This is a genomic window from Mycobacterium sp. IDUB_37 (assembly GCF_055419245.1).
Map to the genome: position 1 here is coordinate 826,407 of NZ_JBVAXG010000001.1, position 19,832 is coordinate 846,238.

Sequence of the window (19,832 nt, forward strand, 5' to 3'; positions counted from 1 at the left end):
CCGGGTTAGGGGGTAAGGGATGGTGTTCGCGGCGACCGGGACACCGACGTCTACGACTGAGGGCCGTCAATTCCAGCGCCACGGCCTGGGTGAGCGCGCGACCGCGCGACGCGCCAACGAGGTGATCGGCGCCTGGGTCGACCGGTGTCCCGACACGGTCGCGCTCCGGATGATCGAGGCGACCGGGACGGATGCCTGGACCTACCGGCGGCTGTGGGACCGGGTCTGCCGGATTCGCGACAACGCCTTCGCTGATCTGCCGTTGGGCTCGCGTGTCGTGATGGCCCAAGCCGGTGACGCCGACTACGTGGCCGGATTCCTCGCCGCGCTGGAAGCCGGGCTCGTCCCGGTCCCGCTTTTTCTGCCGTCGGCCGATGCGCCCGAACGATTTCTGCAACGTGCCCAACACATCCTCCGGGACTGTGCGCCCTCGGCCGTCTACACCAGTACCGATCTCGCCGACGTGCTTGGACGAGCTTCGCTGTTGGACGGGCTGGCGTTGAAGACTCCGGACTCGGTTGCCGAAGCCGCCCCGTCGCGACCTGCCGGCACGCCGACCGACGCCCGACAGGTCGCGTTCCTGCAGTACTCCTCGGGCTCCACCGGGGAACCCAAGGGAATCGTCAATACGCACGAGTCGATGCTGCATCAACTCGCCATTGCTTTGGAGCTGTGGAACCGTCCCGACGACATCCACACGGTCAGCTGGCTGCCGCTCTACCACGACCTCGGCATCTTCTGGGGCACCCTGCTGGCATTGGCCACCGGCGGTAGCGCGACCCTCATTCCACCGTTCGAATTCGTGCGCAACCCACGCATCTGGTTGGAAACCGTCGACCGGGTGCGCGGAAACTGGATCGCTGGGCCAGATTTCGGGTACCGCCTCTGCCTGGACGCTTTTGACGCCCCGGCGATCGATGCCCTGGATCTGTCCTGTCTGCAGCTGGCCATCAGTGGCGCGGAGCCGGTTCGCGCTTCCACACTGCGCGACTTCGTCGCGAAGTTCCGTCCGGCCGGCCTGCGAGCCGACGTCATGGCGCCGCAATACGGGCTCGCCGAAGCCGGTCTGGCGGTCTCCGGGACGAACAAGCCGCGGCCTTGGGTGCAGGCCGACTTCGATGCCGAGCAACTCAACCGCGGTCGCGCCGTCGAGATCGACGCGCGACAGCCAGGACGACGCACCCACACATTGGTCAGTTGCGGCAACGCCACATTCGGTTGGGATGTGCGCATCGTCGACCCGGAACGGCGAACCGCGGTGCCCGACGGCGCTGTCGGTGAGATATGGGTAGCGGGATCGGGACTGCCGCAGGGGTATTGGCGCCGCCCGCGGGACACGGCCGAAACATTCGGTGCCACCACCGCGAACGGCGACGGGCCCTACCTGCGTACCGGTGACGCCGGCTTTCGCAGCAACGGCGAACTGTACATCTGCGGACGTTACCGCGACCTGATCATCGTCGGCGGCGGCAACTATTTTCCGAACGACATCGAGTCGACCGTCGAAGAGGCGGGCTGCGGGGTGCAAGGCGGGGGCGCCTGCGCAGTGCAACCCGATGGGTCCGACGACTGGTGGCTGGTGCTGGAGACCACCGCTCCGGCCGAGGATCTCGATGACATCAGTCGGGTGCTGCGGCGCAGAATACTTGCGGCACATCAGACCGCGCCGGAACGCATCGTCTGGGTGCGTAACCGCGTGCTGCCCAGGACCACATCCGGAAAGATCAGGCGCCGCAAGACACTCGAGATGCTCAATGCCGCAGCGTTCGAGATCGTCCATCAGGTGTCGGCCCGCCAGGTGCCGTCCACCACTGTGCGGCGGGCCTCCGAACTGGCCGAGTACGTCGCGGCCCTGCTCGGGGTTGACGCTGACACCCTGGCCATCGGCACAGATCTCACCACGCTGGGGCTGACCTCGATGATGACCGCGCAGGTCGTCGAATGGTCGGCGGCATCGGACCGGCACCTGGACTTCGCCGCCCTGTATGCCGAACCAACACTGCGCAATTGGCAGCACCTCTTAGATTCCGCGACACCCATCCCGCAAGTCGCCGCCGGTAACGGCGACACGTTCCCGACGACCGCGCTGCAACGCGCGTACTGGATCGGCCGGGGTGCCGAGCAACCTCTCGGGGGAGTGGGTTGTCAAACCTACTTCGAATTCGCCGGTGCCGCTCTCGACCCATCGCGGCTGGACAACGCGCTCGGCGCGCTGGCCCAGCGACACCCGATGCTGCGCAGCAAGTTTCCCGAGGACGCCCGATTGCGCGTCATGCCGGAGAACCTCCATTCGCCGCTGCAGGTGCACGACCTGACCGAGGCCACCGATGCGGCACGCAGCCGGCACCTCGACGGCATTCGGAACAGGTTGCGCACCTGCAGATTTGCTGTCGAGGTCGGCGACACCTGGCGCGTCGAACTGACCCAGCTGCCCGATGGCTGCATCGTACATTTCGCGATCGATCTCATCATCGCCGACCTCACCAGCATCGGTATCTTGCTGCGCGACCTCGCCGCGCTGTACAGCGGCGAAGAATTGCCAGCTGTATCAGGTGGTTTCGGCCACTGGGACAGCACCGCGCCCGTGTCGCTCACGGAAGCCGTGCAACGACTCCCCGAAGGCCCGCAGCTGCCCCAGTCCGAAGAACGCGACATCGCGTTCCGTCGCAGGCAACACACCCTGTCTGCTAACACGACGACCGCACTCGATGCTGCGTGCCGGGAGCACGGGGTCACCCGTGCCGCGGTGTTCCTGGCCGCCTACGTCGTGGTGCTGCGTAACTGGAGCAGCACCGACGACTTCCTGATCAACGTGACGACATTCGGTCGTCCACCCGGCGTCTCCGAGGTCATCGGCGATTTCACCAAGACCCAGCTGTACTCAGCCGATGCCGCCGGGCCTACCGGCTTCGCCGACCAAGCGCGGACTGCGCAGCGAGGCCTGCGCGTCGCGCTGAGCGCACCCGAATCCACCGATCTGTTGCCAGCCCAACTGAAAAGCGGTACCGGACATAGCGGAATCGTTCCCGTGGTATTCACCTATGCGGCCGACACCGCCGTCCTTGACCGCCGCGTTGCCGACACGCTGGGAACCATCGGCGAAGTCACCTCGATGACTCCGCAGGTCATCATCGACAACCAGGTGGGGGCGGTCGGTGCGGATCTGATCGTTTCGTGGGACTACCGTGCGGGCTGCTTTCCGCCCGGTGTCGTCGCGGACATGTTCGATGCCTACGTCGGCCTGCTGGAAAATCTCGCTGGTTGCCAGTGGTCCAGGCCCGCGGTGATCGATCTGCCCGAGCATTCCCGAGTGATTCGCATGCAGCGCAACGCCACTGACGCACCGAAGCCGTCGGGACTGCTGTACGACGCGTTCCGGGAGCGGGCGATGCGCGATCCCACCCGGATCGCGGTGCGCTGGACAGCCGGAGAATTCGACGCCGGCACCGACCCGATCGCGGACTCGTATCGCGAGCTTTCCTATGGTGCGCTCGACCAGCACGCGCGCAGTGTCGCGGGGGTGCTGGCCGGCAGGCATGCACCGGGCTCCATCATCGGCATCCAACTGCCCAAGGGGCCAGGGCAGTTCGTCGCCGTGCTCGGCGTGCTGATGGCCGGCTGCACTTACCTCCCGATCGGTCAGGACCAGCCGGCCGACCGGTTCGCACGCATTTGCGCCCTGTCCGCAATGTCGGGCCTGATCCGGTCAAAGCAGCTGAGCCACAGACCAATACCTGCCGGCTGCCTGGCACACGACTTCGAGTCGATGATGGACGGCACGCCCGCGGACACCATCCGTGCGGACCCGGACGACGCCGCCTACGTGATCTACACATCTGGTTCTACCGGGGAACCCAAGGGTGTGCTGGTCTCGCATACGGCGGCGCTGAACACAATCCTGGACGTGAACCGTCGCAACGACATCAGCGACGCCGACTCGGTGCTTGCGTTGTCCGCCTTGGACTTCGACCTCAGTGTCTATGACATCTTCGGCCCCCTCAGCGCGGGTGCCGGCGTGGTGGCCGTCTCGGAGCAGTCTCGTCGCGACGCCTTCCGGTGGAACGCCCTGATCGCCGAGCATGCCGTCACGATATGGAACTCCGTCCCGGCCTTGATGGACATGCTGCTGATCGCGGCGGGGGAAAGCGCCGGGGCGCTGCCGAGTTTGCGTTCGGTGTTTCTCTCTGGCGATTGGATCCCGCTGGACATGCCGGCGCGACTGCGTCATGTCGCACCGCAGGCACGCCTCGTCGCGATGGGCGGCGCCACCGAAGCCGCAATCTGGTCGAACGAGTTCGTCGTCGGTGACATTGCACCCGACTGGGTGTCGGTGCCGTATGGATTCCCGTTGTCCAACCAGGCCTTTCGGGTCGTCGATCGCCGAGGACGCGATCGACCCGACTATGTCGCGGGCGAGTTATGGATCGGCGGGGCGGGTGTGGCCCACGGTTACCACAATGCTCCCGAATTGACCGCCGAGCGATTCGTGCTGGACCAGTCGGGACACCGGTGGTACCGGACCGGCGATCTCGGCTGTTACTGGAACGACGGAACGCTGCAGTTCCTCGGCCGGATCGACTCGCTGGTCAAGATCGGCGGACACCGGGTGGAATGCGGCGAGATCGAACACATTCTGCGTGGACACCCACTGGTCGACAGCGCTACCGTGGTGCCGATCCACCGCAACTCCGCGTTGGGTGCGGTAATCGTATGCGGCACTTCGGAATTTACTGATGCGGCGGCGGCGGAACTGCGCCTGTACCTGGCGGACCGGCTGCCGCAGTACATGATCCCGAAATCGGTGATCTGCCGGACCACGCTGCCGTTGACCGCGAACGGGAAGGTCGATCGCGGCCAGGCCGCTGTGGATGTGGAGGACTCCGTTCGCGCAGCGACAGGCCGGCAGTCGCCGGGTGCTCTGGACCCGGTCGAAAAGTTGGTCGCCGACATCTGGTCGGAGGTGCTCGGGGTGCCGATCACCCGACGAGAAGATAACTTCTTCGCCCATGGTGGTGACAGCCTGCGTGCAACCCAGGTGGCCGCCCTGCTGAAACGCGACGGGGTGCTCGGGGCTGAAGTCGGCCAACTGCTGCGGCGGCAGACACTCGGCGAGTTCAGCGCGGTCTGCGTTGTCGGTGGACTCGGCCGGCGAGATCACGCCGTGGAACCGACGCTAGCCGAAACGGACTTTGCCCTGACCCGCCTGCAACAGGCGTACGTGCTCGGCAGCGCGGGACTGAACGGAAGCGTCCGCGCACCAACGTTGTTCGCCATTGTGCTAGCGGCCGGCGCCCCGGGAGACAGTGTCGATGTGGACCGCTTCGTGACCACCGTAGGTCGCTGTGTCGGTGAATTCGCGGCCCTGCGTTGTGCATTGGACTCCGACGCCACCCAACGCGTGCACGGCGCCGGTGCCGATATGGCCGTCCATGTCGTCGACGTCACCGACCCGGACGCATTGCTGCGCCACATGGCGAACGCAAAGTTCGACCCGCGGGCGGTTCCCGTCATCCGATGTTTCGCCCCGCCAGGGCCGTCGCGGTATGTCGGCCTGCTGGTCAACTATCTGGGACTGGACGCCCGCAGCCTGGCCACCGTCATCGCGACCATCATCGCCGACTACCAGGGGGCGCCCCGGCTACGAGAGGTTGATCCCAGCGCCGCCGTGTTCGCGCGATTCGTCACCGAGAGCCATAACGAACAAGACAACTTCAGTCAGGAGGTGGGAGGACCGCCGACGTTACCGCTGGGTCCAGGCCGGTTCGATTCGGTCACCCGCGTTGCGTTCGCCAGGTCGAGTTTCACCCTTGATTCCGATGCGTTTGCCGGCCTGCGGAATCGGGCCGTGCAGCTACGCGTCACCCCCACTGCGCTGCTCTTCGAAGCATTCGGCGATGCGTTGCATTCGGTGGGGGCGGGCGAGCGGTTCGCCATCGTTGTGCCCGCCTCTCAGCGGCCGGACTACGCCCCAGCTGACCGTGAGGTGCTGGGTAATTTCACCCGACTCGCGTTGTGCGACATCGATTATCGTGTCATGCAACCCGGCTCGACGGCGGCGATCGGTGCCGCGCAGGAAGAGCTGTGGCGTGCGGTCGGCAGCGGCAGCGATGCCACCGGGCGCCTCGCCGCGATGCGATCGGCCGGTTCTGCCGGCTACCCGGTCGTTTTCACCAGCACACTCGGGCTCGTGCCGGCGGAAACGAGCGGGCTGTCGAGCATCCGGACGTTGACCCAGACCCCGGGGGTCTGGCTGGACTGCCAGATCGAGGACGACCGTGGTGGGGCCCGGATCAGCTGGGACGCCGCCGTCGGAATCGTCGCGGACGAAACCTTGGCGACCGCATTCGGGAATTTCGAGCGTGCGGTGCGCCGACACGCAGGGCAGGCCCCCAGACCGATCCCGCAGCCCGCGGATGCCGATTGGGCGGCCACGGTGGCCGCCACGGCGGCGAGTCTCTGCCCAGCCGAGCCGATCAGGCCGGAATATACAGAGCTCGTGCGACGCTGGCGCCAACTGCCGAATAGCGCTGCGGCAAGCCAAGATATCGCCCGGGCGGGGCGGAGACTGGCCGACATCGTCACCGGATCGGCCTCGCCGCAGACACTGATCGGCGACCCCCAACTCGCCCCCGAGGCGTTGCTGCTCGCCGACGAGCGGTTGCAACGTGCGCTCGACGATCTCAGCGAACGCATCTTCGGGCATGCCCGGCAACAGGGGCGGCGGCTTCGCGTCCTGGAAGTCGGCTCGCGGACCGGGTTGATCACCCAACGACTGACCGGCCTGGTCGGTGCGGTCGCCGACGAATATCTCTGCTTCGAACCGAATCCGGTGCTGGCTGAAATCGCTGCCGGACGGTCGGTGGCCACAGCCACCCGGCAGATCACGGCACCGGCAGAGGCCGCGGACGTGGATGTGGTGATCTGCTGCGGGTCCCTGCACCAGATAGTCGACGCGGGGGCAGTACTTCAAGAAGTCGCGGTGGCCGACGGCGGATGGCTATGGGTGGCGGAGATCTGCGAGGTCACTCCGGCCACGCTGGCCAGCGCGGCCGTCCTCAACCCCGGCCTGCTGCTGGCCGGGGCATTGCCGTCCGCCGACCAGTGGTGGCGCTTTGTCGCCCAACACAATTGGCAGCCGGCTCAGATGGCGCAGGACGGCGCGGGCGTAACGATCATCGCGCGCCGACCACAGCGCCTCGTCCCACGTCGCGTCGCGCCGACCGCGCAAGCCGTGACCGTCCCGGAGCCACAGCGCCACGTCGACCGGGAGGTCCTCGCCACGATCGCCGACATCTGGCAGCGGCACCTGCAAGTGAAGACACCCACGGCACGCGACGACTTCTTCCTGCTCGGCGGCGACAGCCTGGTGGCGACCCGGGTGTACGCGGATCTGCGGACCGCCGGGTTCGGTCAACTCGCCCTGGTCGATCTATTCAACTACCCCGTGCTGGGTGAGCTTGTCGCGCAAGCCGGTGCGCCCACCTCACCCCAGCCCGCACCGGGTGTCGCCCTGGCCGGGGGCGAACCCGAGTATCCGCTCACCGTCGTGCAGCAGGCATACCTGGCCGGCCGGGTCGGTGGGTTCATGCTCAGCGGTGTCGCGGCACACTGCTACTTCGAGTTCGGGGCAACAGATTTCGACCCTGCGAAATTCGAAACGGCGGCGCGGCAACTCATCGAGCACCATCCGGGTCTACGCACCACGGTCACGACGACACCTAACAACGGCCAGCGCATCGACGCGGTGGTGCACCCGGCGCCGATCGAACCCGTCATCCGCTACTACGACGACGTGCGGGCCGGGATGTGTGATCAGGTCATCGATGTCACAGCGCGTCCCGGAATCGACTTCGGCATCGAGGCAGCAGCGGACGGCCGCCACATCATCGGCATCAGCATGGACAACATCATGCTGGACGGCACCAGCATGATGATCGCGCTCGCCCAGCTGGACTATCTCTACCGCGGCGGAAGTCGCGATCAATTGCCCTCTTTGGCAACAACATTCGCTGACTACGTGCGCAGCCACCCCGAGTTGCGGCCCGATGCGGACGAGTCCGCGCTGCCGTACCTTGCCGCCAGCCGCGACTACTGGCGAGCCCGCCTCCCATCGCTGCCGCCCGCTCCGTCGCTTGCCCCGATGCAGGTGATCCTCGATATCGACACGCCGGTATTCGAGCGGGTGGAAGCCGCCATCGCCGAAGCCGATTGGGCGCGGATCACTCAGGCTTGTCGGACCGAACGGGTGACCGCGGCGTCATTCTTGCTGGCCAACTACGCGCGGGTGCTGGCGCATTGGGCCGGCGCGGCGGACTTCTGCGTCAACGTCACCCTGTTCGACCGCGATCCCAGCGTTCCCGGAATCGAGCAGATCATCGGCGATTTCACCTCATTGTTGCTGCTGGAGTGCCACGTCGATGCGGCACTGTCGATCTGGGAACAGGCACGACGGTTACAGCGACAGCTGATCACCGATCTGCCGCACCGCGCCGCGAACGCGGTGTGGTTGCAGCGCGAACTGCTGCGGCACCACGGCCGGCCGGCGGATGCGGTCTTTCCCGTGGTGTTCACCAGTGGGCTCGGGCTAATCGACAGTGTGGGGAGATCGTCATTCGGTTTCGGCGCGCCTGATTTCGGGCTCTCTCAGACACCGCAGACGGTGCTGGATTTCCAGATGTGGGAGAAGTCCGGATCACTCTCGCTGTCGTGGGACTTTGTCACCCAGGCGATCACGCCCGAGGTGGCACGGCGCAACCTCGATTCGATGGTCGCCGGCATGGTTGCTGCCGTCCAATCGGCGAGGCGCGAAGCGCCGCTCGATGATTTCGCCGAACGCATTCTGCGCATCTGTGCCGCGGCGCTCGGCCTGCCTCAGGTCCAGCCTTCCGACAACTTCTTTCAGCTCGGCGGCGACTCGGTAACCGCAACCAGGGTGGTCGAGCAGGTCAGCCGGGAGGTGTCGTCCACGGCGACACTGCGACTGCTATTCGAAAACCCAGTGGTGGGGGAGTTCGCCGAGCAACTGAAGGCGGCCCCGGCCACTGCCGCGGACGACACGGCCGACGAGTTTGAAGAGGGCGTGCTGTGACCGCCGCCGAGCTTATCGACCAGGTGCGCCGCATCGGGGTGCAACTCTGGGTCGACGGCGAGAACCTGCGCTTCCGCGCCCCCCAGGGCGTTTTCGGCGCGGACCTGAAAGCTCGGCTGTCCGAAGCAAAAGCGGACGTGATTGCCGAACTCAGCCGTGAGACCGAGGTGCTGCGGGCGCCGGAAGACAGATTCGAACCGTTCCCGCTCACCGACGTGCAGGCGGCGTATTCGGTCGGACGCACATTGGCGTTTCGCTGGGGCGGTGTCGGTTGCCACGGCTATGCGGAGTTCGCCGTCGACCACGCGTTGGCGCAACCAACTGCCGCACAGTATCGGTCGGCGTGGCGCAAAGTGGTCGACACCCACGACATGTTGCGCTGTGTGGTCCACCCCGATGGCTACCAGGAGATTTGCCCAGATCTGGCTGACGGCTTGACGATTCACGAGAGCGGCGAGCACCACCACGTCGCCCGCGAGCGTGCACGTATCGCCGACGAACTCAGGAACCGTACCTATCCGCTCGGCGTGGGCCCGATGTACGACGTCAAGGTGACCATCGGCCCGCACGACACCGTGGTGCATGTTTCGGTTGATCTGCTGATCGCCGACTTCGTCAGCATCCTGATCCTGATGACGGATTTCGGACAGTGTCTGCTCGATTTGGAATATTGTCCTCCCGCAGTCGATTTCAGCTTTCGCGACTACCTGCTGAATCTGACCCGCCAGCGCACTTCGGTTGCCGGATCGCTGCGTCGGCAACGGGACCTGGACTACTGGCAGTCCCGGCTCGATCAGCTTCCGCCCCCTATCTCGCTGCCGCTGTTGCCGGCAGACCGGACCGGCCCGACTCAGGTCGCTCCCACCTTTTCGCGCCGGTCAATGCAGCTGCCGGCCAACCGGTTTGCGGCCTTCAGCCGTTACGCGACCGAGCGAGGCGCCACCGCCAGTGTGGCGATCGCGGCGGCGTTCAGCACCGTGCTGGGCCGGTACGGGGATCGCGACCATTTTCTGCTGACGCTGACGACGATGGCCCGCCATCCCTTCACCCCGGACGTCGGGCGACTGGTCGGCGACTTCACCGGCACCAGCGTGCTGGAGGTGGATGTTCGTGGGCAACCCACATTCGCTGAATCGCTGCGGACTATCGGTGCGCGCCTTTTCGAGGACATGGACCACGCGAACGTAGGTGGTGTGGACGTCGCGCGCATGCTGGCTCGCAACGACGAAAACCGCGGCGAGCATTCACCGGTGGTACTCACCTCGACGCTGGGTTCGACCACGCTAGGCGCCGGCGCCCGAGAGGGATCCGCCGAATCGTCCTTCTTGCGCCCCATTGCGGGCCGTGGACTGAGTCAAACCCCTCAGGTGCTGCTGGACTGCCAGGTGTTCGAACTCGGCGGCGTCTGCGAAATCAACTGGGACACCCGCGACGAGGTGATCAGCGCTGACGTGCTCGACCGCGCCTTCGCCGACTTCCGCGCCGCCCTCGAGGCGCTCAGCGGCGACCCCCTGACCTGGGATCGCCCGCTGCTGCCGGTGGTCGCACCAGCGGTCACCGAGGTGCGGGGAGCGCCGAACTCGCTGTTGCACTCCGGGTTCCTGCACCATGCCGCGCAGACTCCTGATGCGGTGGCAATCAGGCACGGCGAGCGGTCCACCAGCTACGGCGAATTGCTGGCCGCCGCCCGGTCGGTCGCCGCTGAGTTGTCGGCCGCGGGAGCGGGTGCCGGTAGCTATGTCGGAATCCGGATGCCGCAGGGGGTAAGTCAGGTCGCCGCCATCCTGGGTACCATGCTGACCGGCTCCGCCTACCTACCGCTCGACGTGGCGTGGCCGGATTACCGGACAGCGCAGATCATTGCGCAATGCCCACTGGCTGCGATGTGTGAACCGGACGGCCGAATCGTCAGGCTGCGAGCCGATCCAGGCGCCGAAAGAGCAGGCGCGGTAACACCGGACGACACCGCCTACGTGATCTTCACGTCGGGGTCGACCGGTACTCCCAAGGGCGTGATGATGAGTCATCGGGCCGCACGCAACACCGTGGACGATGTCAACGAGCGGTTGAATATTCGCGCAACCGACTCCGTGCTCGCCGTATCGCAGCACACATTCGATCTGTCGGTCTACAACATCTTCGGAATACTCGCCGCCGGCGGCACCATCGTGTTCGCTGAAGGTAACGCGCGCAACGATCCGCAGGCCTGGTTCGATGCCATCGCAAAACACGCTGTCACGGTGTGGAATTCCGTGCCGGCCCAGATGCAACTGCTAATCGAACATGCCGGAGACGCAGAAACCCTGCCGACGCTGCGGCAGATCATGTTGTCCGGCGACTGGATTCCGGTCTCCCAACCGAAACACATTGCGTCGCTGGCACCGAAGGCGTCGATGCTGAGCCTCGGCGGTGCGACCGAGGCTGCGATCTGGTCGATCTGCCATCCACTCGAGGCTCGCCGGTATGCGCGCAGCGTCCCGTACGGCACGGCGATGCGCAACCAGAGCGTCCACGTGCTGACCCACCGTGGCGAGCCTGCAACACCCTGGCAGGTCGGTGAAATACACATCGGCGGAGCGGGTCTCGCGCAGGGCTATCTCGGCGACCCGGCGCGCACCGCGGCCGCGTTCATTGAACATTCGGTCAGCGGCGAGCGGCTCTACCGCACCGGGGATTACGGTCGGCTCACCGACCACGGCGTGATCGAGTTGCTCGGCCGGCGAGACAACCAAGTCAAGATTCGCGGTCACCGCATCGAATTGGCGGAAGTCGATGCCGCGCTGTGCGGACTTCCCGGTGTGCAGTTCGGGATCAGTACCACCATCGGCGAGACACCGCACGAACGGATCATCGCGGCGGCGGTAGTACCCGATGTCGCCGATGAAGACGAGCAATCGGAAAGGCGATGCAGTGCAGGGACAGTCGGCCGCGACATCGAGAAGGCGCATCGCCACCACACCATTGACCTGAACGCTGATGACCTGCTTCGATTCGCTGCCGCCGCGCGCACGGCCGCGCTGGCGAGCATGTGTGCGACGCTGAGCACCGTCGCACATCCGGGCGAACCGGTCACCGTCGACGAACTCGCCCGCCGATTGTCGCTGCCGGATCGGTTACGCCGGTTGTTCCGCCGCTGGATCGATGCGCTCGTCGATGAAGGCCGGGTCACGCTCCAGCCGGGGCCAACCCTGAAATTGACTGAGCAGCAGGAACTTTCCGATTGTGCTGCAGACTGGCAGCAGGCGCGTGAGCTGGGCGCCGCCGTCGACTACGGCGACGACCTGTTGGCCTACGTCGGCGAATGTATCGAGAACCTGCCCGGCTTGCTGGCGGGCATCGTCGATCCGCTCGGGCTGCTGTTCCGGGAGGGAACAGTGGACACCGCGACGGCCGCTTACCGCGACAACCTGCTCAGCAGATACACCAACGGGCTGGTGGTGTCCGGAATCGCCAGCCGCGCAAGTAGGGCAACTGCGAAGCGACCGCTGCGGGTCTTGGAGGTCGGGGCCGGGGTCGGAGGCACCACCGCGGGTCTGGTTGCAGCCCTTGCCCCCTACGACGTGCACTACACGTTCACCGACGTCTCGAACTTCTTCCTCATTCGGGCCGGGCAGATGTTCGCCGAACACGGCTTCATCGACTACCGGATCTTCGACATCAACCGCCCGCCTGCCGAGCAAGGTTTCAGCCCCTGCTCGTTTGACGTGATCGTCTGCGCCAACGTGCTGCACAACGCAATCAACATCGACGACACCCTCGTCATGCTCAACCGTCTGCTCGCACCCGGTGGATCGCTGGTCTTCATCGATGCCACCGCCGTCAACTACCCACTGATGATCTCGATGGAGTTCAAGGAGGGCCTGCACGGATTCACCGACGCACGCTCGGGGACCAACGCTGCCTTTCTCACCTTCGGGCAATGGGAGAGCGCGCTGGCGCGATCACCGTTTGGCCGGGTGCAGAGCTTTCCGCCCGCCGATCATCCACTCGGGTTGCTCGGCCAGCACGTGTTCTGGTGCGATTCGGAGTCCACCGCGCGGTCGTTGCGGCCCGCAGATCTGATCGAGCAGGCCCGGCAGGTGTTGCCGAGTTACATGATTCCGCAACAGGTCATCTGCCTGCCCACGCTGCCACTCACGGCCAACGGCAAGATCGATCGCACCGCGGTGACCACAGAACTCGAGTCGCTTCGGTCGGCGGCGCGCGGCGGCGGACACGACGCGGCCGGCCGATCGGCAGCACTGGACGCCATACAGTCCCGCATCGCCGAGATCTGGGTATCGGTACTCGGGTTGGCGTCAGCCCAGTCCCTTTCGCCTACTTCGGATTTCTTCGCATTGGGTGGCGACTCGTTGCTGATGGCCCAGGCGATCGGCCGGATTCGCCGCGAAATGCCGGAAGCCTCCGGGCTGGCCTGGGACGATCTGCTTCGGGCGATGGTCTCCAATCCCACGTTGGGCGCCGCTGCCGAGGCGGTGCGGGCACCACAGTCCGTGCCGGGCCGCTCCGGCGATGCCGACGACGTCATATCGCCGCTGGTGTATCTCGGTGCGGGACAGGGCTTTACCTCGGCTGCCGAGATCGCGGTCTGCGTGCACGACGGCAGCGGCGGGCTCGCGCCGTATGAGCAGCTGATTCCACACCTGCGGACGGCGGTTGGCCCCGGGCCGGATCTATATGGTTTGCAACGGATTCCGGGTGACGGTTACGCTCAGATCGAACCTGCGCAGCTGTTCACCACGCTCGCCGCTCGCTACAGCGCCCCGATAGTCGCGCTGGCACCCGGCAAGGTCCATCTGCTCGGCTACTGCATGGGCGGCCTGCTCGCAGCCGAAATCGCGAAGTGTCTGGAAGAGGCCGGCATCGAGGTCGGCACCGTCACCGTCGTGAGCTCCTACCGGGTGCCGATGGACGTCGAAGACGACGACGTTCTCGACTACTGCTTTGCCCAGATCATGGGTGTGCCAACAGAAGCACTCGGAATGCAGGTCGACGACGACGCCGTCCGGGGGGCGTTCACCCGCGCCAGGGCACGCTACGACGACGTGGTGCCGGCCGGCGCGCTGCGCAGCGTGGCTGAGCCGGTCCTCGCGGCGTGCCTAGAGCGCAGTGCGGAAGCGGGCGAGCCGCGCTTGCGGCTGCTGGCGGAATCGGGCGCGTTGGGCGACATGTGGGACGTCGAATCGCTCACCGAACTGCGGGCGATCTTTGTGCACAGCCTGAAGGCGGTGGTGCACGGTGCGGCCGAGCCTTTCCTTGGTGACGTCCACTTTCTGCGGCAACGCGGCGATATACATTTCCTGCCCACCCTGCAGGAGGACATGACCGCGTTCTGGTCGGACTACTGTCTGGGCGAGTTGACCGTCAGCACCATCGACGGCAACCACTTCGATTGTCTGACTGGCGAAAACGCGGAATCTGTCGCCAAACTCCTGGCGGACTCCTGGGCCGGGGGACCGTGAAGACCGTCCTGCTGTTCGGCGGTACCGGATCGGTCGGCACGGCTTGCCTCGATGTCTTGAGGCGCCGCAGCGACATATCTGTGGTGACAGCCGGCCGCGATCAAGTCGATCTGTCCGATGCGACGGCCGTCACCGCCGCGGCGGGGCGGTGCGACGTCGTCGTCAACTGCGCCGGACCGTCGCAGCGGTTCAGCACCCACGTCGCCACCGCCGTCATCGCCGCCGGGGTGCCCTACGTCGATCCGGGCGGTGACCAAAGGCTGCTCGATCAACTGACGGCAACGCGGCCCAGGGTTCCCGTTGTGCTGCAGGCGGGGGTTCAGCCCGGCCTCTCCGGACTGTTGCTTCGAGCGCTCGCCCTGCACCAGACCGGCGAGATCGACGGCGTCACCGCATGGTGTGGGGGACTGCAGCGACTGACGCCCGCGTCGGTACTCGAATATCTCGCCAGCCTGCGCGATACCCACAGCCACCCGGGTGCCGCGCTGTGCGGTGGAACGATCCGCCGGATCGGTCGCGATGAGTGCAAAGCCGCTCCGGCGCAATATTTCCCGGGATCAGTGACGCCGCACCCGCACCTCGATGCCGAAACTGTCTCGGTGGCAGAGTATCTCGGTATCGGCAACGTCTGCTGGATGAACGTGTTCGACGGGGCGCACACCACCAGGGCGATACAGTTGCTGGCGGTCGACGACGAGCGCTCGCGCGGTGTGGATGCGGTGCTGGCGGCTGCCAAACTGGACCTCTTCGGCCGCCAACCGTATTTCGCGATCGTCGCCAGCGCATATGACGGCAGCGGCGCCTTCGCCAATACCGCCGCGTTCACCTGCCCGGACAGCTTCCGCGTCACCGGGGCCGCGGCGGCGTTCGCGGCCGGGCACATCGCGGGCATGTCGGCAGGAGTTCACCCGTTCTGGACTATCGATGAACCACGCCGGGTGCTGGAATTCGTGAGCGAAGCCGTTCCGGAGGCCGAGTTTTCGTTCACCCAAGACTCGGCGCCGACGCTGATCGAGGAAGGCTCGTTGTGACCGATCGGCGCCAGGGGCGCCCGACGGCAGTCGTGGTGGGAGCGACATTCGGTGCGGTCTACGCCGAAGCCCTTGCGGCGCCGAACTCGCCGGTTGACCTGGTGGGTCTGGTGTCCACCGGGTCCACGGCGTCAGCGGCGCTGGCCGATCGACTCGGGGTGCCGCTGATTGCCGGCCTGGACAACCTACCGAAGGTAGACATCGCGTTTGTGGTGGTGCGGTCCGGTGTGGTGGGCGGCGACGGTGTCCGGATCAGCGAGGAATTGCTTGCCCGAGGAATTCACGTCATGCAGGAGCAACCCGTCCACGCCGACGAGATCCTGTCGCTCTTGCGGGTCGCCAAGGCGAACTCGGCGCTTTACGCCGTCAACGACTTTTACAGCCGAATCGCGTCGGTGCGCCAATTCGTCAGTGCCGCAAAGGCTCTCGATGAAAGGGCGCGGATTGAGTACGTCCATGCCCGGTCGGCGATCCACGTCAGCTACCCCTTATTCACAATTCTCAGCACCGTCATCGGCCCGCTCACGCCGGCACGAATCACCGCGGCACCCGAAACGGGAAGCGCCCATGGCTCTTTCGCCGTCGGTCGCCTGCAGCTCGGCGACGTGACCGTCGACCTGCTCATCCAGAACGAACTGTGCGCGCGCGATCCCGACCATCACGCGCGACTGATGCACACCATCACCGTCGGATCCGACGCGGGTGAATTGGTTCTCGCCCACACCCACGGCTCCACCCGGTGGCATCGGCGTCCCCGAGCCGAAGTATCAGCGCAAGACGTGCCGATCGCCGAACGTGTCGGCATCGAATACCAACCGACGGTAGCGGATGTGCGAAATTGGCTGTGGCCAGATGCAATTCGGCTGGCAGCCACTGACTTCGTCGAGTCGATCGACCGATCCCGCACGCTTGTCTCGCAGCGATTCATTCGTGCGACCCGGCTATGGTCGGACTTCACCTCGGCCCTCGGGCCGGCGACGCTGATCCAACCGCAACCGGCTGAGCCCATTTCGGCCGCGGACCTGACTGCCGAATGACGACTTCAGTTCACAGCGCGCGTTCCCGCACGATCCGCGCCAGATCGATACGGTGAATCCGTCGCGCAACAGGTAGTTGGGACAGCGCGGCAGCGACCAGGATTACGCCGGCCACCACCACGGGTGTTGTCGCCTGCATCTCGAGTCGCAGGTGGTAGCCCAGACTGTGGTACGTGGACAGCAGTTGGTCTGCCAGCAGCACACCGCCGACCACTCCGAACGGTACCGCTACGACGGCCAAGCCGAAGTTCTCCGTGGCGATCAATCGGGACAGCATGCCGGCGCTCATCCCTTCGGCATGCAGTGCGCCCAGTTCGCCGAGTCGCTCGGATATGTTGGCGGACATCGCGTTGTACAACAGTGCCGCCGCCATGACCGCGGCGAAGATGAGCATGATGCTGACCAGCGTGTCGTACAGGCCGAAAGCCTGGCGCATGGTCGACGCCAGTGCTGTCGTCGACCGGTAGGCCACCACGCCCGGCATCGCCGCTATCCGGTCGCCCGCCGCCCGCTCGTTGACTCCGGTTCTCAGCTTGATCAGCAGCCCATTGGCAGGCAGCGAATCTGCTTGTGCACGAAGCTGGTTCAGCGAGATATACACGACCGGCGAGAACGGTTCATCGACGAAACCCACCACTCGCTCGGTGAAACGGAGCCCGTACTGCGGCATCGTTATGTCGATGCGGTCGCCCAACGAGGTGGCCAGTAGGTCGCGCAGGCCTACGCCGAGGAGCACCCCGTCTTCCGGGAGTCGGTCTGCTCCCGATTCGGCAGGAAAAGTGTGCAGTTGAGGTTGCGACGGCAGCCCGATCAGCTGTGTTTCATAGCGGTGCGTGCCTGCGGTGACCGAGACGCCGTGTGCGCTGTAGGCCTCAGCCGTTGCCACGGCGGGGTCCGCGCGGAGGCTGTCCAAAACTGCATCGGCCGGCCCGGATGTCACCGCCTCGCCGTCCTGGTGTGCGATCTGCCCGAATTGCTTGTGCACCATGCCTGGAAGTGTGTCGCGCATGCCGGCGAACACCATCACCAGCATGACCGACACGGCGACCCCGGCCACGGTGAATGCGGTACGTCGACGGTTGCGCGCGACGGCCCGCAACAGCATCCGCCATCGCGCCGGCAGGCGCCCAAGTCCCGGTACCACCCGCTCGATGACACTGCGCCTGCCTCGATCCATCGGTGGGGCAATCCGCATGGCCTCGGCGGCCTGCATTCGTGCGGCCGCATTGGCCGGTAACACCGCAGCCAGCAGTGCGACTGCGACGGCGGCGACGACAGCGGTCAGGTAGGTGAGTGGATGAATCGCGGTGAGATGCATCGGCAGTGCGATGGCGGTCGTGTACTGGACCGTGATCCATTGCCCCAGTTGGTAGCCGCCGAGCAGCCCCGGCAGTAATCCCACTGCAGCACAGGCTAATCCGTAGGACAGATAGTGGGTGCGCACCGTGCCTGCGGACAGTCCGTTCGCTATCAGGGTTCCGATGACCGCGCGCTGCGCAGCGACTATCCGGGAGAGCAGCACATAAGTGCCGAGTGCGACGGCAGCCAGGAACAGCCATGGCAAAAGCCCGGCGAGGCTGCCGAATTGCATGACGTCATCGCGCAAGGTGTGGAATGACGCCTGCTCATCGCGAGGAACGAACTGCAGGCCGGTGTTTCGCGCAAGCTCGCCGGCGGCCGCGGTCAGCGCACCTGCCGCCGAACGGTCACGCGCGTAGACGGCCAGTTGCTGGTTCGCGTTCGGCAGTACCCGCTGCAGTTGATCGTCGGGCAGGAATACCACCCCGAAGTCCTCTGGGGTGGTGAGAACTTCCTGACCTGAGCGTGCGGGCCAGAGGTACTCGGTGGACAGCGCCGTGCCCGCAACCGTAAAAGGCTGCCAACCTTGCCGTCCCAACAGCTCCACAGTGTCACCGGGCGCGAGGTGGTAATGGCCGGCCAGATGTTGTTCGACGACCAGATGCCCGTTGGTAGGCAGTGTTCCCGTCCGCAGGTCGAGCAATGACACGCCCGGCTGCCCTGTTTCGGGTACCCCAATCGCGCGGCCGTAGAGAGCATGTTGGTTCACCCGGATGCCGACTTCGGCTTGATGGCGGACTTCGACCAGCGGCCTGCCGGGCATCGTGGCGACGGTATCGCGCAGTCCGGCTGCCCCGGGTCCGGACAAGACCGCGTCCGGAAGTCGCTGTGCGGAGTAGGACCTTGCGAAAGATTGATCGAGATTTCGGTAGCTGTCGGTGGCGGCGACGAACACAGCTATGCCGATGGCCATGATGACGGCGATCGCGGCGAAGCGCCACCGCTCGCGCCACACGTCGCGACGCAGCTTGCGCCTCAACGCACGGCTCACCAGTCCAATTCCGATGCGTCCACCGGGTTGTCGACAATCTCTGTCTTGCTGATCGAACCCGAGTGCAGCCAGAGGACACGATCCGCCATCCGGGCTATCGCGGAATTGTGCGTGACCAGAACGACTGTCTGTTGACGGGAGCGAGCCAGATCGCTCAACGCGGCCAAGACGTGCCGGCCGGTGACCAAATCCAGGCTGCCGGTGGGCTCGTCACAAAGCAGAAGTGGGGGCCGCTTCACGATCGCCCGGGCGATCGCGACGCGTTGTTGCTGGCCCCCGGAGAGCTGCGCCGGAAAACGTTCGGCGACTTCAGCCACATCCACCCGTTCCAGCGCGGCGAGACTGCGTGACCGCGCATCGGGTCCGGTGAGTTCCGCGAGGAGTTCCACGTTCTCGAGTGCTGTCAAGGTGGGCACCAGGTTGAAGAACTGGAAGACGAAACCGACATGGTCGCGACGATATTGGGTCGCGAGTTTGCGGCTCAGCGCTCCGACATTGCGGCCGTCGACCTCGATCTCGCCATCGGAAGGTTGATCGATTCCGCCAATGATGTTGAGCAGGGTCGTCTTTCCCGAGCCGGAGGGTCCGAGTAGTACCACGAACTCGCCGGCCCGAACCTCCAGGTTGACTCCATGCAACGCGACGACCCGGGTGGGCTCGGCGCCGTAGGTCTTGCCGACGTTGGTCAAACGCAGTGCCAGTTGTTCGCCGTGTTCGGGCTCTGGTGCGGAGGCTGCATCGCCGACGTTAGACTCCGCGCTCATATCGCCACTATTTCATCTCGGCAGATACGTCCGTTTATGGATGACACATTCGTCTGGCGTCGTCGTAGTATTTCCGCACTCCGGGTGAGGGAGCTACAGT

The 19,832-nt window shown here is 65.6% G+C and carries 6 protein-coding genes; 4 read left to right on the forward strand and 2 right to left on the reverse strand.

What is annotated here, in order from left to right; all coding sequences use genetic code 11:
• The first annotated feature begins 19 nt into the window (after positions 1 to 19).
• Genes ACZY1I_RS03880 through ACZY1I_RS03895 form a run of 4 tightly spaced genes read left to right on the forward strand, consistent with a single transcriptional unit; the run spans position 20 to position 16,618 of the window.
• Positions 20 to 9,088: an amino acid adenylation domain-containing protein gene (locus ACZY1I_RS03880; protein WP_463752935.1), complete on the forward strand. Its 9,069-nt coding sequence runs from the start codon at positions 20 to 22 to the stop codon at positions 9,086 to 9,088.
• Positions 9,085 to 14,550 carry an amino acid adenylation domain-containing protein gene (locus ACZY1I_RS03885; RefSeq protein WP_463752936.1) on the forward strand — a complete coding sequence of 1,822 codons (5,466 nt, stop codon included), beginning with the start codon at positions 9,085 to 9,087 and terminating at the stop codon, positions 14,548 to 14,550. Before ACZY1I_RS03880 ends, ACZY1I_RS03885 begins: the two co-directional genes overlap by 4 nt.
• On the forward strand, positions 14,547 to 15,581 hold the full coding sequence (locus ACZY1I_RS03890) for a saccharopine dehydrogenase NADP-binding domain-containing protein (RefSeq protein WP_463752937.1): 1,035 nt from the start codon (positions 14,547 to 14,549) through the stop codon (positions 15,579 to 15,581). The genes ACZY1I_RS03885 and ACZY1I_RS03890 overlap by 4 nt, the downstream gene beginning before the upstream one ends.
• The gene (locus tag ACZY1I_RS03895) at positions 15,578 to 16,618 is read left to right on the forward strand and encodes a Gfo/Idh/MocA family oxidoreductase (RefSeq protein WP_463752938.1); all 1,041 of its coding nucleotides are present in this window, start codon (positions 15,578 to 15,580) and stop codon (positions 16,616 to 16,618) included. The genes ACZY1I_RS03890 and ACZY1I_RS03895 overlap by 4 nt, the downstream gene beginning before the upstream one ends.
• 10 nt (positions 16,619 to 16,628) lie before the next feature.
• On the opposite strand, the gene ACZY1I_RS03900 is transcribed toward ACZY1I_RS03895, so the two are convergent.
• Complete coding sequence (locus tag ACZY1I_RS03900; protein WP_463752939.1) at positions 16,629 to 18,968, reverse strand: FtsX-like permease family protein; 2,340 nt, start codon at positions 18,966 to 18,968, stop codon at positions 16,629 to 16,631.
• The gene (locus tag ACZY1I_RS03905) at positions 18,965 to 19,732 is read right to left on the reverse strand and encodes an ABC transporter ATP-binding protein (RefSeq protein ID WP_463752940.1); all 768 of its coding nucleotides are present in this window, start codon (positions 19,730 to 19,732) and stop codon (positions 18,965 to 18,967) included. Before ACZY1I_RS03905 ends, ACZY1I_RS03900 begins: the two co-directional genes overlap by 4 nt.
• Positions 19,733 to 19,832 lie beyond the last annotated feature (100 nt).

What these genes read in the sequence shown, in the direction of transcription:
- ACZY1I_RS03880 (WP_463752935.1), top strand. Translation starts at nt 20, where the DNA reads ATGGTGTTCGCGGCGACCGGGACACCGACGTCTACGACTGAGGGCCGT.
- ACZY1I_RS03905 (WP_463752940.1), bottom strand. Translation starts at nt 19,732, where the DNA reads ATGAGCGCGGAGTCTAACGTCGGCGATGCAGCCTCCGCACCAGAGCCC.